Genomic DNA, 23,470 nt, shown 5'->3' on the forward strand with positions numbered 1-23,470 from the left:
GATCCCATGAGCCTCCCGCTTCCCGCGCTCGCGCGCATCGGCGCCTACACCGTCAGGCAGCACATCAAGGGCGGCCGTTATCCGCTGGTGCTGATGCTGGAGCCGCTGCTGCGCTGCAATCTCGCCTGCCCCGGCTGCGGCAAGATCGACTATCCCGATGCGATCCTCAACCAGCGGCTGAGTTTCGACCAGTGCATGGAGGCGATCGACGAATGCGGCGCGCCGGCCGTGTCGATCGCGGGCGGCGAGCCGCTGCTCCACCGCGACATGCCGAAGATCGTGCAGGGCTATATCGCGAAGAAGAAGTTCGTGATCCTGTGCACCAACGCGCTGCTGCTGAAGAAGAAGATCGACGATTATGCGCCGTCGCCCTTCTTCACCTGGTCGATCCATCTCGATGGCGACAAGGGCATGCACGATCACGCGGTCGACCAGGACGGCACCTATGAGGTCGCGATCGAGGCGATCGAACTGGCCAAGGCCAAGGGCTTCCGCGTCCAGGTCAACTGCACGGTGTTCGACGGCGCGTCATCCGAGCGGCTGGCGGGCTTCTTCGACGAGATGGAGAAGCGCGGCGTCGAGATCACCATCTCGCCCGGCTATGCCTATGAACGCGCGGCCGACCAGGAGCATTTCTTCAACCGCACCCGCACCAAGCAGTTCTTCCGCGACGTGTTCGCGAAGGGCGATGGCGGCAGGAAATGGACCTTCACCAATTCGCCTTTGTTCCTCGACTTCCTCGCCGGCAACCAGAGCTATGAATGCACGCCCTGGTCGATGCCGCTGCGCACCGTCTTCGGCTGGCAGAAGCCCTGCTATCTCGTCGGCGAAGGCTATGTGCAGAGCTTCAAGGAGCTGATGGAAGGCACCGAGTGGGACGATTACGGCGTCGGCAAATACGAGAAATGCGCCGACTGCATGGTCCATTGCGGGTTCGAGGGCACCGCCGCGACCGATTCGATCCGCCACCCGCTCAAGATGTTCATGATCGGCCGCAACGGCGTGCGCACGACCGGGCCGATGGCGCCGGACATCGACATCAGCAACCAGCGCCCGGCGCAGGACGTGCACTCATCGCATGTCGAGCGCGAGCTGGAGATCATCCGCAAGGCCAATCCCAAGGCGGCCAAGCACGTCGCGAACGCGGCGTAAGGCGGCAAAGGCACGCCCGGCATCGCTGCCGGTGCGGATGAGAGCGGGGAGCTGGCGCGGATTCCGGGCGAGCGAGGCCAGGACTGCGCCCAGCGCCATGCTGCCATCGGGGCGCATACCGACCAGCGCGGCCGGCGGAAGCGCATGGTCAGCGGTATCGGAGATCGCCCTGATGGCCGCAAAGGGCAGACCGTGGCGCGCTGCCACGCGGGCGGCGATGTGGGATTCCATGTCGACCGCGAGGGCGCCGGTTGTTGCGTAAAGTGCCTGCTTCTCGGCCACGCTTGCAACGATCGTATCGCTGCCGATGATCCGACCCACCTGAGCATCGGTCAGGTGTTGCCGCAGCGCTTCAACAAGATCGCTTCCCCGGCGAAGGCCGGGGTCCAGTTGCGGGACCTGCGTAACTGGACCCCGGCCTTCGCCGGGGAAGTATTCAGCTATAACCAGATCGCCTGCCTTCAGGATCGGATCCAGCGCTCCAGCCAGACCACAGGACAGGATCGCACTTACACCTGTCGCCGCCGCCTCCAACTCCCGCTCCAGCCGAGCCGCATCACCGCCCCCGGCCACCACAACTATCCCCGGCCCACGCAGAATCGCGGCCTCTTTCCGCAAGCCGGTCGCGACCAGGATCGTCACATGCCGTACGCGACCTGGCGCGTGTTGGAGCGCTTCAGGTTGCGATAGCGCGCCATCGCCCAGAGCGGGAAATATTTCGGATAGCCATGATAGCGCAGATAGAAGACCCGCGGGAAACCGCCGCCGGTGTACATTTCCTGCCCCCAGAGCCCGTCGGCTTCCTGGTTTGCCGCAAGCCATTCGATCCCCCGCGCCACCGCCGGCGAATCGACGCCGCCGGCCGCCATCAGCCCGAGCAGCGCCCAGGCGGTTTGCGACGCGGTCGAGGGGGCAGGGGTATAGCCGGCATAGTCCAGTGCGTAGCTCTCGCAGTCCTCGCCCCAGCCACCGTCGGCGTTCTGAATCCGTGTGAGCCAGTCGACCGCTTTCGCCACGATCGGCTCCTCCGAGGCGAAGCCCGCCGCGTTGAGCGCGCACATCACCGACCAGGTGCCGTAGATGTAATTGACGCCCCAGCGGCCGAACCAGCTCCCATCGGGCATCTGCTCCTTGGCTAGAAAGTCGAGCGCCGCGCGCATCCGCTCGCTGTCGCGACTTTCGCCGAGCTGAGCGAGCATCGATACGCAGCGCGCACTGACATCCGAGGTCGGCGGATCGAGCAGCGCGCCGTGATCGGCAAAGGGCAGGTTGTTGAGGTAGTGATAGCTGTTGTCGGCATCGAACGCGCCCCAGCCGCCGTCACGGCTTTGCAGCCCGACGGTCCACTCCACGCCGCGATCGATCGCCTCTTTGTCGTCCCGCGCCTTGGCGCGGTCCATCGCCATCACCACCACCGCGGTGTCGTCGAGATCGGGATAATGCGCGTTGTTATACTGGAAGGCCCAGCCGCCCGGACGAACGTCGGGCTTTTCCCCGGCCCAGTCGCCCTTCACGTCGAGCACCTGCAATGGCTTCAGCCAGTCGAGCCCACGCCCGGCGCGCGCCTCGGCGTCCTCGCCGCCCGCTTCCAGCATCGCATGCGCGGCCAGCGCGGTGTCCCACACCGGCGAGACGCAGGGCTGGCAATAAGCCTCGTCCTCGCGGATCACGAGCAGCTTCTCGACCGATTGGCGCGCGATCGCCCGGGCCGGATGGTCCTCGGCATAGCCCAGGCAGTCGAACATCATCACGCTGTTCGCCATCGCGGGATAGATCGCGCCGAGCCCATCCTCGCCGTTCAGCCGCTCGATCACGAAATCGACGCACGCCTTGATCGCGCGGGCGCGCAGCTTCTTTGGCCACAGCCCGTTGCCGGCCTTCAGCACCCGGTCGAGCGCGTTGAAGCCGTGCGTCCACAGCCATTTGGTGTCGGCCGCCTTGGTGCCCGGACGGACATCCTTACCGGTGTACAGTTCGTCGACCTTCACCCCGAGCGCATTGCGCGCGACCGGCTGGAGCGCGCCGAGCACCAGCAGCGGCACCACCACGGTGCGCGCCCAATAGGACATCTTCGACAGATGGATCGGGAACCAGCGCGGCAGCAGGATCAGCTCCGGCGGCATGGTCGGCACGGTCGACCAGGGCCCGGCGGCGAACAAGGCGAGCTGGATGCGGGTGAAGACATTGACCGCCGCCGCGCCGCCCACCGCGAGGATCGCGGCGCGGGCGTTGGCCATATGCGGCGCATCGACCGGGTCGCCGATCATCTTCAGGGCGTAATAAGCCTTTACCGAGGCGCTGACATCGAACGCGCCGCCGTGGAACAGTCCCCAGCCATGATGCCCGGCCGACTGAATGCGGCGTAGATAGGTCGCGATCTTCGCTTCAAGCACGGCATCGACCGGCTCGCCGAGATAATGGCGCAGCAGGACATATTCGGCCGGGATCGTCGCATCGGCTTCCAGCTCGAACACCCAATGGCCGTCGTCGCGCTGCAGCCCGGCCATTGCGGCGGTTGCGCGGTCGACTGCCGCCTCGACAGTGGCGAGGGACATGGCGTCACGCGGTATTTCGGAAAAGCTCTGATGCATCGTTACGGTTCAGGCTCCTGAGAAATAAACATAGATCCCTTCCCGCTTCCCCGGCGAAGGCCGGGGTCCAGGTGGGGGGCGACGGTGACGAAGCGCAGCGCCTTTTTTCTACGGCCTTCCCACCTGGGCCCCGGCCTTCGCCGGGGAAGCAGGAAAGGGGAAACCATTAGCGTCCCAATGTCCGTCGCGCCACGGTTTCTCCCGAGCGCAACGCGCCCTCGATCGTGGCGGGGAGGCCGGTATCGGTCCAGTCGCCGGCCAGGAACAGGTTGCGCCAGCGCGTCGTGGCGGGCGGGCGCTTGGCATTCTGCTCGGGCGTCGCGGCGAAGGTCGCACGCTTTTCCTTGACGATCTGCCAGGCCGGCATCGGCGCATCCAGGCCGAGTGCGGCGCAGATATCGGCCCAGAAGGTCCGTGCGAGCACTTCGCGGTCCCTGTCGACCAGCCGGTCGGCGGCGCTGACCGTGACAGACAGGCGATCGGGAAAGGCGAACAGCCATTCCGCCGTCCCGCCGAACAGCCCCAGCATCGGTGGCGCGCCGGCCGGGGCGGGCAGGGCGAAATGGCCGTTGACGATGGCGCGGAAGTCGTCTGGCGCCTGGAGCCCGGGCACCAGCGAGGTCGCGACCCAGGGCGGCACCGCCAGGATCACCGCTTCGTCCATGCCCACGGGCTCGATCCCGGCGCCCCAGTCGAGGCCCGTGACGCGATCGCCCTCGACCGCAATCGCACGCAGCCGACGCCCGAGCACCACCGCGCTTCCCCGATTGGCGAGCCAGGCCAGTGCAGGATCGATAAAGGCCGCGCCGAGGCTGGGTTCAGCCACACGGGGACGCATCGCGCGGCCGCCCTTGGCGATCGTCTCGCGCAGGACATTGGCGGCGAGCAGGGCCGAGGATTCGCCGGGCGCCGTGTTGAGCGCCGCGAGCAGCACCGGCTCCAGCAGATGCGACCAGGCGGGGCCGCTCGTGGCGATGCGCTGGTCGATCCGACCCTCGCGGTTCGACAGCAGCTTGGCGAAGGGCAGATAATCGCCGATCCGGCTGCCCGGCACGCGCCGGGCCGGCGCGGCGATCCACCAGGGGAGCGCGCCGTCATTGATCCGCACCGTCCAGCGTTTTTCGCTGGTCAGGTCGTGGAACGTGAAATCGGCATGGTCCGGCCCGCCCAGCGGCGTGGTCGCGCCCACCGCCGATCGGAATCGCGCGACGGCGGGATTGCCCGACAGGACGAGGTGATTGCCATTGTCGATCGTCAGGCCAAGCTGCGGATCATGATAGGACCGGCAGCGCCCGCCCGCCTGCGCCGAGGAATCAGCGATCGACACGGCAACACCCGCGTTGCGTAACGCCACGGCGGCGGAAAGCCCCGCGAGCCCGGCTCCGGCAATCGTCGCCCGGGTGAAGCTCAACGCGTCAGCCACAGCCACGCCACGGTCCAGAGCAGCCCGAGCTTGGACACCTTCACCCGCTGGCGCGGTGGCTTCCAGCCGACCGCCTCGGTCCGCCGCAGCACCTTGGCATAGGCCGCCTCCATCAGGCGCGGCGCGATCAGGTGGCCGCGCGGGCGCGCCACGAGTACTGCGTGTGCCTGTCGGTAATGCTCGTGCGCCGTCGCCGCGAGGGCCCGGCAGGCGGCATCGATCCGGGGATCGGCCACGACCTCCAGCGGCGTGGTGAAGGGAATGCCGGCGGCGGTGATCGCCTCGGCGGGCAGATAGACCCGCCCGATTTCCGCATCCTCGTCCACATCGCGCAGGATGTTGGTAAGCTGCAGGGCGCGGCCGAGATGATAGGCCAACGCGATCCCCGGCGCCTCGTCCATGCCGAAGATGCGCACGGAGAGCCGCCCGACCGCCGAGGCGACGCGGTCGCAATAGAGATCGAGCTCGGCCATGGGTGGCCAGCGAATGTCGCGGTCGACATCCATCGCCATGCCGTCGATCACTGCCTCGAAATCCGCGCGGTCGAGGCCGAAGCGTGTCACCGCCTCGGCGACCAGAACCGCCTGACCGGGCGGGCCACCCGCGTAAAGCGCGTCGAGATCGGCGCGCCACGCGTCGAGGGCCTGCATCCTGCCCTCGCGATTGCCCTGCTGATCGTCGGCGATATCGTCGACCAGCCGGCAAAAGCCGTAGATCGCGTACATCGCCTCGCGCTCGGCCTTGGGCAGCACACGCATGCCGGCATAGAAGGAACTGCCCGAAACCTGCTGTTGCAGGGCGGCGGGGGTGGCGTCCGGGTTCATGCGGCGCGCCGGAACAGGCTGCCGACCGCGGCGCCCGCGGCGAGGAAGCCGGCTTCCCACGACTTGTGATGGACGCGCTCGCTGAGCGGGTCGCGCGTTTCGAGGCGCCCGCACAGGCTGATCGCGAGGCGCTGGATGATCGCGACTTCGGCCGCAAGGCGGCGGTCGGAGATCATCGCCGAGAAGCCGGCGGAGGTGTCGAGCAGCATCCGGGTCTTGCCCACCAGCGAGACGATCGCGGCGCGCAGGCCGGGCGTGGCGCGATCGGCGGCGAGATCCTCGATCCGCGCGCCCGTTTCGGCAAAGGTCTCAGCGGGGATATAGACGCGGTCGAGCGTGCGGTAATCCTTCGCGCAATCTTGGAGATGGTTGATCACCTGCAGTGCGGCGCAGAGCGCGTCGGAGGCGGGCCAGGTCGCGCGATCCTCGCCATGTACGTCGAGCACATAGCGCCCGACCGGCATCGCCGAGAGCCGGCAATAGCCGATCAGCCCGTCCCAGTCAGCGTAGCGCGTGACGGTGACATCGCGCTCGAACGCATCGAGCAGGTCATGCGCATGGACGGGGTCGAGCCGGTGATCGGCCATGACCGTGCGCAGGGCGATCGCCTCGGCAGCACCCTCCGCCTTGCCGTCGAGCCCGGCGCGCATCCGCCCGAGCTGGGCGAGCTTTTCCGTCGCGGGCAGGGTTTCGTGATCGGAGATGTCGTCCGCCACGCGGGCGAACCGGTAGAACGCCATCACCGGCGCACGATGCTCGGGCTTGAGCAGGACCGAGGCGACGGGGAAATTCTCGTCGCGATGTCCCTTGCCCGAGGCGAGATCGGCCGCTTCCATCAGCGCGTCCCCGTCGCCTGAGCGCGGCCTTTCCACATTCCACCACGTCCCCGCATATGCTGCCATGCCGATAGCAAGGTGCAGCCGGCGTAGAAAGCGGCGATCAACGGCAGGGCCACGCCCCAGAGCGGGGAACGGCGATAGAAACGCAGCATCGGCTGGAAGGAGATCGCCATCAGCGCCCAGGCGCTCGCGCCCGCGATCTGGGCCCAGCCGGTACCGGCCAATGCGAGGAGCGGCGGCGCGCCATAGACCAGGGCAAGGCCCATCAGCGTGCCGACCAGCAGCAGCGGCGAATAGCCGAGCTGCGCATAAGCCGAACGGGAGATCATCGCGGCGATCACCCCCATATCGTCATAGGCGCGGATGCTGCGCGAGCGATGCGTAAGGCCAAGCCAGATCGGCCCCTGTTTCTTGAGCAGCGCGCCGAGCGTGCAATCGTCGATCAGCGCGGTGCGGATCGCGGCGATGCCGCCGGCCGCCGCCAGCGCATCGCGGCGCACCAGCATGCACCCGCCCGCCGCCGCGCCGGGCCCGTTCGGGCGATTCACCCGGCCGAACGGATAGAGCATCTGGAAAAAGAAGACGAAGGCGGGGATCAGCGCGCGCTCGGCCAGGCTGGTACAGCGCAGTTCGGCCATCAGCGAGACCAGCGTCAGCCCGCCGTCCTCACCGCGCGCGACCAGTGTGCGGAGCGTGTCGGGTTCGTGCGCGATATCGGCGTCAGTCAGCCAGAGATAGCGCGGCGCGGAGCCGGCATGCTCGACGCCTTGCGCGACCGCCCAGAGCTTGCCCGTCCAGCCCGAAGCGAGCGGCTGGCCGGTCAGCACCTCCAGCGAGTGCCGCCCTTGCGCCGCACGGGCGATGTCGGCGGTGCCGTCGCTACTCGAATCGTCGACCAGGATGATGCGGAAGCGCCCGGGATAGTCCTGCGCGCGCAGGCTGCCGATCGCACGGCCGATCACCTCGGCCTCGTCACGCGCCGGGACGATCGCGACCACCTCGGGCCAGTCGGCCGGGTCGGCCGGCACGCGGTTGGTGTCGCGCTCGCGGGCAAGCCAGAAGCCGCCATGCGCGAAGACCAGGCCGATCCAGACGACGAGGCTCAGGCCGCCAAGGGCGAGGGAGATCACCGGATCATCCCCGCGTCCTTGAACCACGCGATCGCATCGGCAACCGCCTCTCCCCAGGGCCGGGCGCGATAGCCCAGTTCGGCCTCCGCTTTGGCCGAGATGAAGAACATGTGGTGCTTCGCCATCTTCAGCCCGTCGACCGTGAGGAACGGATCGTTGCCGGTGATCCGCGCCAGCGCCTCATTGATATAAGCCAGCGGGAAGAGCGGCGCGCGGGGCAGGCTGATCGTGGGCGGCCGGCGCTTCATGATCGTCGCGATGGCGGCAAGCATGTCGGCCAGCCGCACATCCTGCCCGCCAAGGATATAGCGCTCGCCGATGCGGCCCTTTTCCATCGCCAGCAGATGGCCGGCGGCGACATCGTCGACATGGACGAGGTTGAGCCCGCTATCGAGATAGGCGGGCATCTTGCCGTTCGCTGCCTCGACGATGATTCGCCCGGTCGGCGTCGGCCGTACGTCGCGCGGGCCGATCGGCGTGGAGGGATTGACGATCACTACGGGCAGGCCGCGTTCGGCGACCATCCGTTCGACCAGGCGTTCGGCGACGACCTTGCTGCGCTTATAGGCGCCGACCGCCTGTTCGGGTGTGGCGGCGCGGGTCTCGTCGGCCGGGCCTGCGGGATCGGGCTTCAGCGTTGCGACGCTGCTCGTATAGACCAGCCGCTCGACGCCCGCGGACAGCGCCGCCTCCATCACCGCGCGCGAGCTGGCGAGGTTGTTGCGCACGATCTCCTCCGGATCGGGCGCCCAGATCCGGTAATCGGCCGCGACATGGAACAGGTGGCGCACGCCGCGCATCGCTTCGGCCATCGCCACAGGGTCGCGGGCATCGCCTTCGACGAGCGTTCCGGGAAAGTCGACAAGATTGGCGCGCGGGCTGGTCGCGCGCACGAGTCCGCGCACCTGCCGCCCCTGCGCGGCGAGCGCCCGCGCCACCGCCGATCCGACAAAACCCGACACGCCGGTGACCAGCACCGCATCCGAACCCTGGCTCACCCCGCCTCCGCGCGTTTCGATCGCGCTCTACACAGGATGCGCGAGCGGCGATAGGGAGGTGGGATGGTGGATGTGAGAAGGCGGTTACACTTTAATCTCCCTCTCCCCTTGTGGGAGAGGGAAGGGGCCCATCGCTCTTGCGATGGGAAGGGTGAGGGGGACACGCGTAGTTGCGGTTCCGAACTTCTCTCCCCCTCCTCCGGTGCTTCGCGCCACCAGTTTTGGTCGTCCGGCGGGCCGAAATGCCCCCCGGGCATTTCTAAACCATGCCGGGGGCATGGTTTACCCGTCGGTCGCCCAAAACTCCCACAGGGGGAGAAGGGTTTTAGGCCTTCGCCCGGATGCTAGCTCTTGCCATCATCGGCTGGGTGTTGCTGGCGCTTGGGGCGATTGGTACGCTCTACATGATCGCTGCGACGATCGTGTTCCGCCGCTTCATGGCCCAACAGACCACGCCCATCTCCCGCACCGACGCCGTAACCCTGCTCAAACCGCTCCACGGCGCCGAGCCCCGCCTCCTCGAAAACCTGACAAGCTTCCTCGTCCAGGATCAGAGCGGCCCGATCCAGCTTCTCTGCGGCGTCCAGCATGCCGACGATCCCGCGATTGCCGTGGTCGAGGCCCTGCGCACCCGCTTCCCGCATATCGCCATCGACCTGGTGATCGATCCCGCGAGTCACGGCGCCAATCGCAAGGTCTCGAACCTGATCAACATGATGGCGAAAGCCCGGCACCCGATACTGGTGCTGAGCGACAGCGACATGGTCGCGGCGCCCGATTATCTCGCCCGCGTCCTGGCCGCGCTCGACGCGCCCGACGTGGGCGCCATGACCAGCCTCTATCATGGGCGGGGCGATGCCGGCTTCTGGTCGCGGCTCGGCGCGGCGGGGCTCAGCTACCAGTTTTTGCCCGGCGCGGTATTCGGCGTCGCGCTCGGCCTGGCGCGGCCGTGCATGGGGTCGACCATTGCGATCCGGCGCGACACGCTCGACCGGATCGGCGGGTTCGAACGCTTCGCCGACGTGCTGGCCGATGATTATGCGATCGGCGAAGCGGTCCATGCGCTCGGACAAAAGGTGGCGGTGCCGCCGATGCTGGTCACCCACGCCTCGGCCGAGCGTGGCTTCGCCGAGCTGTGGCGGCACGAGCTGCGCTGGGGCGCGACCGTGCGGGGTGTCGTGCCGGGCGCCTATATCGGCTCGGTGATCGGCATGCCGTTTCCGCTCGCCCTGGTCGGCGCGGCGCTCGTGCCGGCACATATCGCCGGTCTGGCGATCGCCCTCGCAGCGCTCGTCGTTCGCGCCATCGTCGTGCTGTCAGTCGACCGCCGGACCGGTGCACGCGCCGCACCTTTATGGCTTCTGCCGCTACGCGATTGCCTCACCTTTGCGATATTCGTCGCAAGCTTCTTTGCCGCATCGGTTGATTGGCGCGGACAACGGCTTAGAATGGAGAATGACGGCCGCGTCTCGGCCAGTCCGGAGATTTCCGCATGATGCGTACGCTGTTCCTTCAGGCTCCCTCGTTCGACGGTTATGATGGGGGTGCCGGCGCGCGCTATCAGATGAAGCGCGAGGTGAAGTCCTTCTGGTACCCGACCTGGCTGGCCCAGCCGGCGGCGATGGTCGAGGGGTCGAAGCTGATCGACGCGCCGGCGCACGACCAAAGCTGGGACGACATCAAGCATGAATTCGATGACCGTGACCTCGTCATCCTCCATACGTCGACGCCGAGCTTCGGTCAGGACATCCGCACCGCCGCGTTGATCAAGCAGCATAATCCGAATATCCTGATCGGGTTCGTCGGCGCCAAGGTCGCGGTCGAGCCCGACAAGAGCCTTGCCGCGACCCCCCATGTCGATTTCGTCGCGCGCGAGGAATATGATTTCACCATCCTCGAGATCGCCCAGGGCAATCCGCTCGCCACGGTGGACGGCATCACCTGGCGTGCGCCCGACGGCGCGTTCGTGCGCAACAGGGATCGCGCGATCATCGAGGACATGGACGTCCTCCCGATGGTCTCGCCGGTCTACAAGCGCGACCTCAAAATCGAGAAATATTTCGGCGGCTATCTGCTCCACCCCTATGTCAGTTTCTACACGGGCCGCGGCTGCAAGAGCCGCTGCACCTTCTGCCTGTGGCCGCAGACGATCAGCGGCCATAATTACCGCTTCCGCTCGGTGCCCAAGGTGATCGAGGAAGTGCAGTACATCCTGGAGAATATCCCCGAGACCAAGGAGATCTTCTTCGACGACGACACGCTGACCGACAATCACGCACGCGTCGAGGAACTGGCGATCGCGCTCGGCAAGCTCGGTTTCGGCAAGAAGGGTTTCCCGGTGTCGTGGAGCTGCAACGCCAAGGCCAATGTGCCGAAGAAGACGCTCGAGATACTCAAGGCCAACGGCCTGCGCCTGCTGCTGGTCGGCTATGAGAGCGGCAACCAGCAGATCCTGCACAATATCAAGAAGGGCCTGCGCGTCGATGTGGCGAAGCAGTTCACCAAGGACTGCCACGAGCTCGGTATCGTCATCCACGGCACCTTCATCCTCGGTCTGCCGGGCGAGACCGAGGAGACGATCGAGGAGACGATCAACTACGCCAAGGAGATCGATCCGCATACCATCCAGGTGTCGCTCGCGGCGCCCTATCCGGGCACCTTCCTGTACAAGCAGGCAACCGAGAATGGCTGGTTCGACAACAGCAACGATCTGCTGACCGACGGCGGCAACCAGATCGCGCAGCTCAGCTATCCGCATTTGCCGGCGAGCGTGATCTTCGACAAGGTCGAGGAATTCTACAAACGCTTCTATTTCCGCCCGTCCAAGATCTGGTCGATCGTGTCGGAAATGCTGCGCGACTGGGACATGATGAAGCGCCGCCTGCGCGAGGGTGTCGAGTTTTTCGACTTCCTGCGGCGGCGTAAAGAGGCGGCGTGAGGCGGACTTGCTCTCAATTGGCGTCATGCTGAACTCGTTTCAGCATCCAACCTGCCACCAGCGAGATGCCCTGTGGGGCACATTGGGTCCTGAAACGAGTTGGAGATTGTACCCCTCCGATATGTTTGCTTCCCCGGCGAAGGCCGGGGTCCAGTTGGGGGAGTCCTGGAATGGTCGCTCCGGCCGTTCCGCTCTGCCTCCCCACTGGACCCCGGCCTCCGCCGGGGAAGAAAAATATACGTCTCGACGGGGTAACTCCCAAACGAGTTCAGGGTGACGCAGCGTAAGGAAGGGAGGCGCACGACAACGAAGCGCCTCATTGTCACCTCCGACGATTTCGGCGCCGCCGTCGCGGTCAACGAAGCCGTCGAACAGGCCCATCGCGGCGGCATCCTGACCGCCGCGAGCCTGATGGTCTCGGGTGACGCCGCCGCTGACGCGGTCGAGCGTGCCAGGGCGATGCCGAAGCTCGGGGTCGGGCTGCATGTCGTGCTGGTGGAGGGGCGACCGACGCTTCCGCCCGAGAAGCTATCCGAACTGGTTGACGAGACTGGCCATTTCCGCACCGATATGGTTTGCGCGGGCATTGCGATCTTCGCCAGTCCGACCGCACGGCGCCAGCTGCTCGCCGAGGTGGAGGCGCAGTTCGCTGCCTTCGCCGCGACCGGCCTGCCGCTCGACCATGTCAACGCGCACAAGCATTTCCACCTTCATCCAACGATTGCCTCCGCCATCCTCAAGGTCGGCAAGCGCTACGGCATGAAGGCGGTCCGCGCCCCGATCGAGCCACGCGACATATTGGCCCGGATCGAACCGGGCAGCCGCGGCATCGACGTCGCCCGCCTCTGGGCACTGCTCGTCCGCAAGCGAATGCGCGCGGCGGGCATGGCGGTGCCGGATCAGGTGTTCGGCCTCGCCTGGTCCGGTGCGATGGATGCGGCGCGCGTGCGCGGGCTGATCGCCCATCTCCCCGACGGGCTGACCGAGATCTACACCCACCCCGCCACCGACGATCATTACCCCTCCCACGCACCGGGTTACGCCTATCGGGCCGAACTCGCCGCGCTGATCGACCCCCTTGCGCGCGAGGCGATCTCGCGCGACAGGATCGCACTGGGGAGCTTCACCGACTTCGCTTGAGACTTTCGCCATGAACATTGCCAACGGCTTCAGCCACTTCGCCCAGCCCGAGCCGGTTCCCGACGGCCCGATCCGGCTCGGCAGCCGCGAGCATCGCGCCCTGTTCTGCCAGACCATGCTCGACACGCACGATCCCTATCGGCCCGCGCTGATCGACTGGCCGAAGCTCGAACCAGAGGCGCGCGACAAGATCGTCTCGCTGCCGATCTGGGACATCGCCGTCGCGACCGAGGGCCGTGCGGGCATGAACGTGAAGACCTTCGGCGAAGCGATCGGCGATCCGCTCCTGAAAGCCGCGGTCGACATGAACGGCTTCGAGGAGAGCCGGCACAAGATCGTGCTCGCCGACATGGTCCAGGCCTATGGCATCGTGCTGGCGCCCGAGCCCGACTACAAGCGCCCGCGCGACCCCGAATTCGCCTTCATGCGCACTGGCTATTCGGAATGCATCGACAGCTTTTTCGGCTTCGGCCTGTTCAAGCTCGCCAAGGATTCGGGCTTCTTCCCCGAGGAACTGGTCGACACGTTCGAGCCGGTGATGCGCGAGGAAGGGCGGCACATCCTGTTCTTCGTCAACTGGGTCGCGTGGTGGCGGCGCACCATGCCGTGGTGGCGCCGCCCGCTGTTCGAGGCGAAGGTCCTCATCGTCTGGATGTTCCTGATCGGCGAGCGAATCAGCATGGCCAAGGGCATGGGCGACGACAACACCAAGGCGCAGGAGAATAATTTCACGCTCAACGGCTCGAAGGAGCTTGGCGTCGAAGTGACTTTTCCCGAGCTCGCCCGGATTTGCCTTGCCGAGAATGACCGGCGTCTGGCACCCTATGACCCGCGGCTGATCCGGCCGCGTTTCGTGCCGGCGATGATGCGTCTTGCATTGCGGTTCGCGGGTGGGCGCAAGGGAGAGTCCGCCTGAACAATGTCGCTCGCGCGGGCATGCTGCTCGCGACCCTGGCAGGGCTGATCGCCGCGATCTGGGTCTTCGGCTCGATCGGGTTCGGTAGCGTGCTGGCTGCCGCGGGACGGATCGGGGTCGATGGATTCCTGATCTTCTGCGCCTTTTCCATCGCCACCTTCGGGATTCTCGGTGCCGCCTGGCTGGCGGCGGCGCCGGGGGAGTCGCTCGACCGGATCGGCCTGTTCGCCTGGGCGCGGGCGGTGCGGGAGGCGGTATCGGACCTGCTGCCCTTCTCGCAGATCGGTGGCATCGTCGTCGGCACCAGGACTCTGACGACGGCGGGCATCCCTGCCTCGCGCGTCTATGCGTCCTTCGTGGTCGACATGACGACGGAGATGGGCGCGCAGCTCGTCTTCACCCTGTTCGGCCTGGCGATGATGGTCACCCTGTTCGCGGCGGGCGGCCAGGCGGCGGCGCTGCGCCCGCTCATCCTGGGCGGTACGGCGGTGATGGCCGCGGTGATGGTGATGTTCTTCTTCGCGCAACGCCCCGCGCTCGGCCTGGCGGGCCGGGTCGCCCAGCATTTCCTCCCCGGATCGGTCGTCGCCATGACGGGCATCACTGACCGGTTGCGCGACACCTATGCGCAACCCGGCCGCGTGGCCTTGGCTTTCGCGCTCAACCTCGCCGGCTGGGTCGCCAGCGCGGTCGGCGGCTGGGTGGTGCTGCGCATGATGGGGGCGGACATCTCGATCTGGTCGGCGCTGTCGATAGAAAGCCTGATCTTCACGCTCAGGAGCGTGGCCTTCGCCGTCCCGGGCGCGATCGGGGTCCAGGAAGCGGCCTATGCCCTGGCCGCGCCGCTGTTCGGCCTCGCGCCGGAAACGGCGCTGGCCCTGTCGCTCGCCAAACGCGCGCGCGACCTCGCGATCGGACTGCCGACCCTGATCGTCTGGCAAATCGGCGAGGCGCGGGCCGTGGTGCTGGTATCGCGCAAGGGATAGCGATTCGGGCGTTCCAGACCAACCGCACCGGGACGGGATGTCCGCCGATGCGCAAGAACCAGGGACTTGTGCTGGCGCACCCGACAGGATTCGAACCTGTGGCCTCTGCCTTCGGAGGGCAGCGCTCTATCCAGCTGAGCTACGGGTGCCTGGACGCTGGCGCCTAGCAAAGCGCGGGCGCGCGCGCCAGCCGTTTTGCGCGGGGCGCTATTTCTTGATCAGCTTGACCGGCTGGAACGCGCCCAGGCCACAGGTCGGGCCCCGCATGCCGGATGAGGGGCGGAGGACGGTGATCGTGTCGACCGAGCAGAGTTCGCCGGTATGCGTCTCATAGCCGAAGGTCTCGTCGAAACCGAGGCCAGGGCAGCCATGGGGCAGGGTGTTGCGGTAAACCTGGCCGCCATTCATCTCGAAATCGATCACGGAGTCGCTGCGCACATGAGTCGCGCGGATACGGCTGGTGGTGACGCAATGCTGCGGCTTGCCCGTCGGAGTCGCCTCCGGGACGCGGTCGCGATCCCTGGCCGCACCGGGGGCGGCGAGAGCAACAATGGTCAGGGCGATCAGGATCGTGCGCATCGGATCAGGCCTCCATGGTCGCGGCGCGCTTCGGCGCCGGCGTCTTCGGCTTATAGGCGCACAGATCCGCGACCACACAGCGCCAGCATTCGGGGGTGCGCGCCTTGCACACATAGCGGCCGTGCAGGATCAGCCAGTGATGCGCATGGAGGCGGAAGGGCTGGGGCACGACCTTCTCCAGCTGAAGCTCGACCGCCAGCGGCGTCTTGCCCCGCGCCAGGCCGGTGCGGTTGCCGACGCGGAAGATATGCGTGTCGACCGCGAAGGTCTCCGCGCCGAACGCGGTGTTCATCACCACGTTCGCCGTCTTGCGGCCGACGCCCGGCAGCGTCTCCAGCGCGTCGCGGTCCGCCGGCACCACGCCGCCATAATCGGCGATCAGCTTTTCGGAGAGGGCGATGACGTTCTTCGCCTTGGTGTTGAACAGGCCGATCGTCTTGATGTGCTGCTTCAGCGCCTCTTCGCCCAGCTGGACCATCTTTGCCGGCGTGTCGACCTCGGCGAACAGCCGGCGCGTGGCCTTGTTGACGCCGATATCGGTCGCCTGGGCGGACAGCGCGACCGCGACGAGCAGGGTATAGGGATTGGTGTAGTCGAGCTCGGTCTCGGGATGCGGATTGTCCGCCGCCAGCCGCGCGAAGAACTCGACGACATCCGCCTTTTTCAAAGACCCAGCCCCTTCAAAGACCCAAGCCCTTCAAAGACCCAGCACCTCGGCCATCTGATAGCGCCCGGCGGGCTGGTCGACGAGCCACAGCGCCGCGGTGATCGCGCCCTTGGCGAAGATCGTGCGGTCCTCGGCGCGGTGGCCGATCTCGACGCGCTCGCCGGTCCCGGCGAAGATCACCTGATGGTCGCCCGCGACCGATCCGCCGCGCACTGAGGCGAAGCCGATCGTTCCTTCCGCGCGCGCGCCGACCAGGCCGGCCCGGTCGGTCACCTTCGCCTCGGCCAGTGTGATGCCGCGCCCCGCCGCCGCCGCCTCGCCGAGCAGCAGGGCCGTGCCGGACGGCGCGTCGACCTTGTGGCGATGATGCGTCTCGACGATCTCGATGTCCCAGTCGGGGCCGAGCCGGGCCGCGGCCTCGCGCACCAGCCGCGCGATCAGCGTGACGCCGAGCGAGACGGTGCCCGTCTGCAGCACCGCGACCCGCTGTGCCGCCTCGTCGATCATGGCGTGATGCGAAGGCTGGAGGCCGGTGGTGCCGACCAGGATCGGCGTGCCGGTCGCGACCGCGGCGGCGAGATTCGCCTCGAGTGCCGAGGGCGCGGAGAAATCGACCAGCACCTCGCATCCTTTGGCGAGCGTCGACGGATCGCCGCCGGCATCGATTCCGCCGGAGATCGTCGCGCCGAGATCGGGCGCGACCCGGGCCAGCGCCTGGCCCATGCGCCCCGCGCTGCCGATGATGCCGATGGTGGTCATGACCCTCTTCCCGCGCCTGATGATTTCCGGCGTCCTTGCCACAGATCGACCGTACTGGGACAGGGTGGCCGGCAAATTTACTCGGCCGCCGCGATCCCCGCCGCGACCAGCTCCCTGCGCGCCGCGTCGAACGCTTTCCGGAAGTGCGGCTCCGCCATCAGCCGCTCCGCGATCAGCAGGCCGAGCATCTGGCCGGCGCTCACATCGCTGCGGAAATGCTGGCCGCAGACGATGCGGCTCTGGCCGTAGCGCGCGGCACGGGCGAGGATCGGCCCGGCCTTTTCGGGCACCAGTCGCGCCAGGGTTTCGCCCATGGAAAAGGCCATGGAGGTGTGGCCGCTCGGATAGCTCGACAGCGGATCGTCGTTGCGCTTGCAGCTCTTCAGCGCCGGATCGACGATATAAGGCCGCGGCCGTCTGAATTCGTCCTTGCCGCGATCGACCGTCGCCTTTTCCGTGGCGCGGACCATGTCGAGCAGGGCGCTGGTCGCGGGCAGTTTCGCCAGCTCGAAGCCGGGGCCGAGCGCCGCGGCGAAGATCGATCCGTTCTTGGTGTCGCCGTCGCTACGGGCATCGGCTTCGTCAGCGGGCGACCGCGCGGATTCGATCGCGCGGAGCTCCGCCAGTTCGGCCAGTGCCTGCGGGCTGCCGGCGACGGGCGGCGGCGGCAGCACACGGACCGGATCGAGATCGCCGAGCAGGGCCGGCGTCTTGTCGGCGGCGGGGGCCGCGGCGGCAAGCGCCGCCACGGCCAGGAGCATCAGCTTCATCAGAAGGTCAGCGTGATGTCGCCGGTATAGGACCGTCCCGTCTGGTAGAAATACTGGTCGAACGGTGCGGTCTTGCCCGTATTGATATTGGTCACCCGCTGCGAATCGAACAGGTTGTTGACCTCGAAGCCGACCCGCACCGGGCCGATATCGTAGCGTGCGGACAGGATCGCGCTGTTATACCCATTGCTGCGATAGCTGTTGTACACCGGAAGCGCGGTGGCGATGTTGGCGTTGGTCACGGCCGACGGATCGGTGAACCATTGCCGGCCGGTATATTTGTCGATCAGCGAGAAGCGGATCGGCCCGTTCTTGTAGAGAATGCCGGCGGCCGCGGTCCATTCGGGCGCATTGGCGACCTGGAGCTTGGGGCCGCTGGCATTGTCGGTCTTGGCATAGTTGCGCGACCCGTTGGCGAAGACGGCGATGCCGTGCGGCAGGGCATAGGTGACCTGGCCTTCGATGCCCTTGTACTGGACGGCGCCCTGGTTGACCCAGATCACGCCGTCGCTGGCGACCGGCGCGTTGATCGACGCGAACTTGTTGGTGAAGTCGATCTTGTAGACATCGGCATCGATCGAAAGATTGCCGCCGTGATAGACGACGCCGGCCTGATAGTTGGTCGAGCGCTCGGGCTCGACGGTCGAGAGCGCGGGATTGGCGACATAGAGCACGCCCAGCGACGGGGCGAGGAAGCCGCGCGCATACTGGGCATAGACCGCCAGCCGATCGCTGACCGCATAGTTGATCGTGGCGAAGGGCAGGTTGGCGCTATAGGTGTCGCTCAGCTTTTGCGGGATGCGGGTCGTCTGGTTGTACAGCGCATCGATCCGGCGGTTGAAATCGACATGCTTGAAGCCCGGGGTGATCTTCAGCCCTTCGATCGGGCGCAGCTCCAGCTCGACGAATTCCTCGGTGTGGTTGGTGTGGCTGTTCTGGTCGAACTTGATGTTCTGCGGGGTAGTCAGGCCCGAAACCGGATCGATGACCTTCTTCTCGACATAGTTCGGCGCGCCGGTCACCAGGTTGACGTCGCGTTGCTGGCGATAGGTGTTGGACCATTCGATCCACGCGCCCGCGGTGATCGCGCCGAAGCCGAAGTCGATCCGCGTCTTGGCGATGTCGCCGAACATCCGGTACTTGTTGGTCTTGGTATAGCCCGGCACGCCGGGGGCGGTCGTGGCCACGCCATTGACCGGCGTATAGACATTGGCCTTGGCGATGTCCGCGGCGCTTGCGGTCGCGAACAGGGTCACGTCGTTCCCGCTCAGCGTCTCGTTGTCATAGCTGTAGGTATAGGCGCGGTTCTCGAAGATCGAATTGGGCGCGATGGTCGCCTCGAACTTCACCACCTCGAAATCGGTCGTCTTGTGGGTGTGGTTGTAGCCGTAATAGGTCTGCGAATTGGGGTCGTCGTTCAGGCTGAAATTCTTGCCGTATTTCGCGACCTGCGACAGCGTCGCGCCGTCCTTGTCGGGCTGATTGAAGGTGTTTTCGTTATAGGTGGCGAGGATCGTCAGCTTCGCGTCCGGCCCGATCGGGATCATCACCTTGCCGAAGACGTTGTTCGACCGGAACGGGCTGAAGGTGCGCGCGCCGTCCGACCCGATATGCTGGCCGCTCAGGACGATCTCGGTGCCGCCGAGCTTGTCGATCGCGCCGCTCTGCGCGACGCCGCGCAGCATCCAGGTGTTGTAGCTGCCAAAGCTGCCCTTGGCCTCGATGCTGGCATCCTCGCGCGTCGCGCGGGAGAACAGGTTGATGTTGCCGCCGAAGGTCGCCTGGCCGAGCTGGCTCGCATTGCCGGGGCCGCGATCGACGATCAGCGTCTCGATCGTGTTCGACGGGAAGAAGGTGTTCGAATGGTGCGTCGGATCATTGGTGTCGCCGAACGGCACGCCGTCATAGGTGACGTTATATTCGCCGTCCTGGAAGCCGCGGATCTGCGCCTTGGACTCGGACAGGCCCGGGCCGTTGGCATTGCCATAGCCCGAGACGCTGGGGGAGATCAGCGCGATCTGGTTGAAGTCGGAACTCGCGGGCAGCGAATCCTCGATGAACGAGCGCGAGATCACCGATTGCGGCTGCGTGGTCTGCAGCGAGGCGGTAACCGGCGCGATCTCGTTCGCGCGGGTCGCCGTCACGACGATGTCGGAGCCTTCGGCCAGGTCGGTCTTCGGCTTCTGGTCGGCCGGCGTCTCGTCGGCGGGCGTCGCTGCTGGAGCGGTTTCCGCATAAGCGGCGGTGGAGAGAATCGAAAGCGCAAGCATGCTCACGCCGAGCAGCAGCCGCTGCGGCTTCGTGGAGGTCGACATTGATCTGGTTTTCCCTGACGCCGCCGATCGGCGCGGGGCTGGCCTATGGAGGCAGTGTGACTCTTTTGCTGCGATAACGTTGCGGATCCGTGTCAAATCGCAACATGACAAAGTTTCAATGTTTGTGTCAGGAATCTCGGAATGCGGAACATCATCCGCCCGTCCGGCAGCCGGACGAAAAAAGGGGCCGGCCGATGAACGGCCGGCCCCCGGGGAAGCGCGCCATGCTGCGACGGATCAGAAGCGTCCGCGCAGGCCCAGCATGACCTGGCGGCCCGGGTTGAAATCCGAAAAGGTCGCGTTTTCGAACTGGAAATAGCTGCGCTGACGTTCCTTGAAGATGTTCTGGACGTCGAAGGTCAGCTCCGGCAGCCGCTTGTTGCCGAAGATCTCCCCGAGATCGAGCGAGCTGCCGAAATCCCATTGCTGATATTTGTCGCTGTACAGCGCCGCGGCGGGGATGCCGTTCTGGTTCGTGCCGGAGGAGACGAAGCCGTCGGTGAAGGTGGTCGACAGCCGCGCCGAGATGCCGCCGCGCTCATAATAGGCGGTGATATTATAGGTCGTCGGCGCAATGCCCGTCGCGATCGCCGGCGCCGCGCCCGATCCCTTCTGGTCGATCAGCGTGATATTCGCGCTGAAGCCGAAGCCGTTGAGCCCGAGATAGCGGCCGAGCAGGAAATCGAGCGGCTGGACCCAATTGCCTTCCAGGCCCTTGACCGTCAGCACGCCGCTGGCGTTGACCTGCTGCGTCAGCACCACCGTGGCAGCCCCCGCGCCGCCCCGCGAATTGATCGCGGCTTGCTGGGTCGGCGACAGCGTGTCGAAGGTCACGCCATAAGCGGCCAGCGCGGTAAACGGCACCGTGACATTGCCGTTGACGGTGAAGCCCGTCACGTCCTTCTGGAAGGCGGCAATGCCGATATAGCCTTCCTGCCCGGTATAATATTCCGCGCCGAAATCGATATTGGTGGAAATGAACGGCTGCAGCGAGGGGTTGCCGACGCTGCCGGTGTCGGCCGACGGGCTGGAGAAGTTGAGGCCGGGCAGCATCGACGATGGGTTGGGCCGGGTCATGGTGCGCGACACCGCCATGCGCAGCACTGCCTTGTCGTCGATATGGAACGCCGTGGTGAAGGACGGCAGCCAGTTCTCGTACTTGGCCTTGGTGTACACGAAGTTCAGGATATTGGGGTAGCAGGATCCGTCGCGCGCATTGCCGGCGCCGGGGCAGGCGGCGGGCAGCGGCCCTGCGCCGTCCGGGTCCTGCGCGTTGCGCGGATCGGAGATGGAGACATAGCCGCCGATCTGCTGGTCGGTCTTCACCCAGCGCAGGCCGGCATTGAAGGTCAGGCGCTCGCCCGCGACCGGTACGTCGCCATTCACTTCGCCATAGAAGCCGAGCGTCTTTTCGCGGACATAGCCGCCCGAGGCGCCGGTGTTCGATCCCGTCGACGGCGGCGACGCATCGTGGAACGAGTCGTAATTGGACGCCTTTTTGAACTTCTCCCAGTCGACCGTGATGAAGCCGAACGAGCCGGGCTGCAGATAGCCCGGCAGCGCGCTGTTCGGGATCAGCGACCCGCCATAGCTGAGCGGGCCGAGCCCGCGCGAGAAGCCGGTGCCGAGCGCGGGATAGGTCGGATATCCCGCCCCCGGCGTCGCCGTGTTGAGGCCCTCGCAGGGCGGCTGGGTGTTGGGGCCGGGCACGAACACGTTCGGCCGGTCGCCGCACACCGCGTTCTGGAACGCCTGGGTGTTGTCGGTCGCGCTGATGCTGCGCGAGACGTCGTCATAGGCGCCGCCGGCCTTCAGGTTCAGATGCGTGTCGCCCCAGGTCAGGTCGCCGCGCACGCCCTTGGTCTTGGTGGTGCGATATTCGTCCTGGATGTTCACGCGCCCGCCCGGCCAGCCGAACTTGCTCGGATCGTTGAGGTTGATGTTCGACTTGATGTTGGGAATGCCGCCCGCCGTGTTGTCGAATTCGACCGTGACGCCCGAATTGGCGAGCGTGCTGACCAGCACCGTCGGCACCTCGCGGTGGAACTTGCTCCGGGTGTAATTGGCGTTGAGGTTGAATTTCAGCGTGTCGGTCGCTTCCCATTCCACGCCGGGGTTCACGCCCCAATAGCTCGTATCCTCGATGAACGGCCGGTATTCGAGGAAGAATTGCGCGTTGTAATAGGTGCCCTTGGTCACCACGCAGCCGGCCGAACAGTCGCTCCGGTCATATTGCGTGTTGACCGGGATGACCGCGCCGTTGCGCCCCACCCAGTTCATGTCGATGCGGCGCAGATCGTTGTTCTTCTTGGAATACATGCCGTCGACATAGGCGTGCAGGCTCTCGCCCTTATATTCCAGGCTGCCGATGAAGCTGATCCGGTCCTTGGTGCCGAACTCGGTCACCGGGCGGCCGAGGCGCGGCAGCAGGCCGTTGTCGATCTGCCCGATATTGGCGCCGGGGTTCTGGGCCAGCAGGAAATCCTGGTTGATCACGGTGCCGGCGGCCACGCCGGGGATGCCCGCGTTCGAGGGCACGGAGCCGGGAATGGTGAAATTGCCGCCGCCGGTGGCGTTGCAGGGCGCGGTGCGGCACTGCGCCGCCGCGATCTGCGCCAGGGTGGGCGTGTTGCCGGCGCCGGCGATGCTCTGCGGCGTGGACAGATTGGGGTTGGTCAGGCCGACCGTCTCGTATCCGTTGACATTGACCTGGTTGCGCACCCCGGCAAAGCCGACCAGCACGCCGACATCGCCCATCGTCGTGCTGGCGAGCACGGAACCGCGATAGCCCCATTTGCCGCTATTGCTGATATTGGTCGCCTGGCCCGAATAGGTGACGCGGGTGCCTTCGCGATCGAACGGCCGCGCGCTGCGCAGGTTGACGGTGCCGGCGGCACCACCCTCCAGCATGTCGGGCACCGAGCTCTTGTTGACGGTCAGGCTGGTGAACAGCTCGGTCGGGAACACGTCGAGATCGACTTCGCGGTTGGTGCTCTGCGCGCCGTCGCGGCCGGTCGAGGCGACGGCGATCGGCGCGTTGTTGAGCAATACGCGGGTGAAGTTGGTGCCGAGGCCGCGGATCGTGACCTGCAGGCCCTCGCCGGTGATGTCGCGGCTGATCGTCACGCCGGGCACGCGGTTCAGCGATTCGGCGATGTTGGTGTCGGGGAACTTGCCGATATCCTCGGCGAAGATCGCATCCGAAAAGCCGGTTGCGTTCTTCTTTGCCTGAGTCGCGCTCTCCAGGCTGGCGCGATAGCCCTGGACGACGATGTCGGCGCTGGTGTCGTCCTCCTGGCTCACCGTCTGGTCCTGCGCCGCGGGCGGTGACTGCGCCGCCGCTGGTAGCGCGATCATCATCGCCGATAGAGACCCTGCGGCGAGCAGCGTCGTGCGAAGAGTATTCTGGCGTTCGTTGGAAATCATCTCACCCCTCCTCGTGC

General features: G+C 66.4%; 19 protein-coding genes and 1 tRNA gene. 6 read left to right on the plus strand and 14 right to left on the minus strand.

Going from position 1 to position 23,470, the window contains the following annotated elements:
- The first annotated feature begins 6 nt into the window (after window positions 1-6).
- Window positions 7-1,152, plus strand: a complete 1,146-nt coding sequence (hpnH, locus tag ACZ1I2_RS07400; protein ID WP_465174569.1) for an adenosyl-hopene transferase HpnH — start codon at window positions 7-9, stop codon at window positions 1,150-1,152.
- Here the strand turns inward: hpnH and ACZ1I2_RS07405 are convergent.
- The 7 genes from ACZ1I2_RS07405 to hpnA all read right to left on the minus strand — a co-directional run bounded on the left by ACZ1I2_RS07405 (window position 1,072) and on the right by hpnA (window position 8,957).
- Window positions 1,072-1,794: a phosphorylase family protein gene (locus tag ACZ1I2_RS07405; RefSeq protein WP_465174568.1), complete on the minus strand. Its 723-nt coding sequence runs from the start codon at window positions 1,792-1,794 to the stop codon at window positions 1,072-1,074. The genes hpnH and ACZ1I2_RS07405 overlap by 81 nt on opposite strands.
- Window positions 1,791-3,707, minus strand: a complete 1,917-nt coding sequence (gene shc / locus ACZ1I2_RS07410; protein ID WP_465174567.1) for a squalene--hopene cyclase — start codon at window positions 3,705-3,707, stop codon at window positions 1,791-1,793. Before shc ends, ACZ1I2_RS07405 begins: the two co-directional genes overlap by 4 nt.
- Window positions 3,708-3,909: 202 nt before the next feature.
- Window positions 3,910-5,172, minus strand: coding sequence for a hydroxysqualene dehydroxylase HpnE (gene hpnE / locus ACZ1I2_RS07415; protein WP_465174566.1), 1,263 nt, complete (start codon window positions 5,170-5,172; stop codon window positions 3,910-3,912).
- On the minus strand, window positions 5,151-5,990 hold the full coding sequence (hpnD, locus tag ACZ1I2_RS07420; RefSeq protein ID WP_465174565.1) for a presqualene diphosphate synthase HpnD: 840 nt from the start codon (window positions 5,988-5,990) through the stop codon (window positions 5,151-5,153). The genes hpnE and hpnD overlap by 22 nt, the downstream gene beginning before the upstream one ends.
- A complete protein-coding gene (hpnC, locus tag ACZ1I2_RS07425; protein WP_465174564.1) occupies window positions 5,987-6,826 on the minus strand; it encodes a squalene synthase HpnC in 840 nt (279 codons plus the stop codon). Before hpnC ends, hpnD begins: the two co-directional genes overlap by 4 nt.
- A complete protein-coding gene (locus ACZ1I2_RS07430) occupies window positions 6,826-7,959 on the minus strand; it encodes a glycosyltransferase (protein ID WP_465174563.1) in 1,134 nt (377 codons plus the stop codon). Before ACZ1I2_RS07430 ends, hpnC begins: the two co-directional genes overlap by 1 nt.
- Window positions 7,956-8,957, minus strand: coding sequence for a hopanoid-associated sugar epimerase (gene hpnA, locus ACZ1I2_RS07435; RefSeq protein ID WP_465174562.1), 1,002 nt, complete (start codon window positions 8,955-8,957; stop codon window positions 7,956-7,958). The genes ACZ1I2_RS07430 and hpnA overlap by 4 nt, the downstream gene beginning before the upstream one ends.
- 341 nt (window positions 8,958-9,298) lie before the next feature.
- Between hpnA and hpnI the strand changes: the two genes are divergently transcribed.
- The 5 genes from hpnI to ACZ1I2_RS07460 all read left to right on the plus strand — a co-directional run bounded on the left by hpnI (window position 9,299) and on the right by ACZ1I2_RS07460 (window position 14,937).
- Window positions 9,299-10,453 (plus strand): bacteriohopanetetrol glucosamine biosynthesis glycosyltransferase HpnI, encoded by a 1,155-nt coding sequence (hpnI, locus tag ACZ1I2_RS07440; protein ID WP_465174561.1) that lies wholly within the window; start codon window positions 9,299-9,301, stop codon window positions 10,451-10,453.
- On the plus strand, window positions 10,450-11,895 hold the full coding sequence (gene hpnJ, locus ACZ1I2_RS07445) for a hopanoid biosynthesis associated radical SAM protein HpnJ (protein WP_465170315.1): 1,446 nt from the start codon (window positions 10,450-10,452) through the stop codon (window positions 11,893-11,895). The genes hpnI and hpnJ overlap by 4 nt, the downstream gene beginning before the upstream one ends.
- A 273-nt stretch (window positions 11,896-12,168) precedes the next feature.
- On the plus strand, window positions 12,169-13,035 hold the full coding sequence (hpnK, locus tag ACZ1I2_RS07450; RefSeq protein ID WP_465174560.1) for a hopanoid biosynthesis-associated protein HpnK: 867 nt from the start codon (window positions 12,169-12,171) through the stop codon (window positions 13,033-13,035).
- A 10-nt stretch (window positions 13,036-13,045) separates the two neighbouring features.
- Window positions 13,046-13,951 (plus strand): ferritin-like domain-containing protein, encoded by a 906-nt coding sequence (locus ACZ1I2_RS07455; protein WP_465174559.1) that lies wholly within the window; start codon window positions 13,046-13,048, stop codon window positions 13,949-13,951.
- Between the two features lie 20 nt (window positions 13,952-13,971).
- A complete protein-coding gene (locus ACZ1I2_RS07460; protein ID WP_465174558.1) occupies window positions 13,972-14,937 on the plus strand; it encodes a lysylphosphatidylglycerol synthase domain-containing protein in 966 nt (321 codons plus the stop codon).
- Window positions 14,938-15,009: 72 nt separating this feature from the next.
- Here ACZ1I2_RS07460 and ACZ1I2_RS07465 read toward each other — a convergent pair.
- From ACZ1I2_RS07465 to ACZ1I2_RS07495, 7 genes are all read right to left on the minus strand, one after another.
- Window positions 15,010-15,086, minus strand: a tRNA-Arg gene (locus tag ACZ1I2_RS07465).
- 58 nt (window positions 15,087-15,144) lie between these two features.
- Complete coding sequence (locus ACZ1I2_RS07470; protein ID WP_465174557.1) at window positions 15,145-15,516, minus strand: hypothetical protein; 372 nt, start codon at window positions 15,514-15,516, stop codon at window positions 15,145-15,147.
- A 4-nt stretch (window positions 15,517-15,520) separates the two neighbouring features.
- Window positions 15,521-16,183: an endonuclease III gene (gene nth / locus ACZ1I2_RS07475; RefSeq protein ID WP_465170310.1), complete on the minus strand. Its 663-nt coding sequence runs from the start codon at window positions 16,181-16,183 to the stop codon at window positions 15,521-15,523.
- A 30-nt stretch (window positions 16,184-16,213) separates the two neighbouring features.
- Entirely contained in the window at window positions 16,214-16,942 is a 729-nt protein-coding gene (dapB, locus tag ACZ1I2_RS07480; protein ID WP_465170309.1) for a 4-hydroxy-tetrahydrodipicolinate reductase, read from the minus strand.
- Window positions 16,943-17,019: 77 nt separating this feature from the next.
- A complete protein-coding gene (locus tag ACZ1I2_RS07485; RefSeq protein WP_465174556.1) occupies window positions 17,020-17,712 on the minus strand; it encodes a phosphatase PAP2 family protein in 693 nt (230 codons plus the stop codon).
- Window positions 17,712-20,027 (minus strand): TonB-dependent receptor, encoded by a 2,316-nt coding sequence (locus ACZ1I2_RS07490; RefSeq protein ID WP_465174555.1) that lies wholly within the window; start codon window positions 20,025-20,027, stop codon window positions 17,712-17,714. Before ACZ1I2_RS07490 ends, ACZ1I2_RS07485 begins: the two co-directional genes overlap by 1 nt.
- A 237-nt stretch (window positions 20,028-20,264) precedes the next feature.
- Complete coding sequence (locus ACZ1I2_RS07495; RefSeq protein WP_465174554.1) at window positions 20,265-23,453, minus strand: TonB-dependent receptor; 3,189 nt, start codon at window positions 23,451-23,453, stop codon at window positions 20,265-20,267.
- Window positions 23,454-23,470: the final 17 nt, after the last annotated feature.

The sequence above is a fragment of the Sphingomonas sp. BL-S-29 genome (assembly GCF_055521495.1).

What these genes read in the sequence shown, in the direction of transcription:
- hpnH (WP_465174569.1), top strand. Translation starts at nt 7, where the DNA reads ATGAGCCTCCCGCTTCCCGCGCTCGCGCGCATCGGCGCCTACACCGTC.
- shc (WP_465174567.1), bottom strand. Translation starts at nt 3,707, where the DNA reads ATGTCCCTCGCCACTGTCGAGGCGGCAGTCGACCGCGCAACCGCCGCA.
- hpnD (WP_465174565.1), bottom strand. Translation starts at nt 5,990, where the DNA reads ATGAACCCGGACGCCACCCCCGCCGCCCTGCAACAGCAGGTTTCGGGC.
- hpnC (WP_465174564.1), bottom strand. Translation starts at nt 6,826, where the DNA reads ATGGAAGCGGCCGATCTCGCCTCGGGCAAGGGACATCGCGACGAGAAT.
- hpnI (WP_465174561.1), top strand. Translation starts at nt 9,299, where the DNA reads ATGCTAGCTCTTGCCATCATCGGCTGGGTGTTGCTGGCGCTTGGGGCG.
- hpnJ (WP_465170315.1), top strand. Translation starts at nt 10,450, where the DNA reads ATGATGCGTACGCTGTTCCTTCAGGCTCCCTCGTTCGACGGTTATGAT.
- ACZ1I2_RS07455 (WP_465174559.1), top strand. Translation starts at nt 13,046, where the DNA reads ATGAACATTGCCAACGGCTTCAGCCACTTCGCCCAGCCCGAGCCGGTT.
- ACZ1I2_RS07460 (WP_465174558.1), top strand. Translation starts at nt 13,972, where the DNA reads ATGCTGCTCGCGACCCTGGCAGGGCTGATCGCCGCGATCTGGGTCTTC.
- ACZ1I2_RS07470 (WP_465174557.1), bottom strand. Translation starts at nt 15,516, where the DNA reads ATGCGCACGATCCTGATCGCCCTGACCATTGTTGCTCTCGCCGCCCCC.
- dapB (WP_465170309.1), bottom strand. Translation starts at nt 16,942, where the DNA reads ATGACCACCATCGGCATCATCGGCAGCGCGGGGCGCATGGGCCAGGCG.
- ACZ1I2_RS07485 (WP_465174556.1), bottom strand. Translation starts at nt 17,712, where the DNA reads ATGAAGCTGATGCTCCTGGCCGTGGCGGCGCTTGCCGCCGCGGCCCCC.
- ACZ1I2_RS07490 (WP_465174555.1), bottom strand. Translation starts at nt 20,027, where the DNA reads ATGTCGACCTCCACGAAGCCGCAGCGGCTGCTGCTCGGCGTGAGCATG.
- ACZ1I2_RS07495 (WP_465174554.1), bottom strand. Translation starts at nt 23,453, where the DNA reads ATGATTTCCAACGAACGCCAGAATACTCTTCGCACGACGCTGCTCGCC.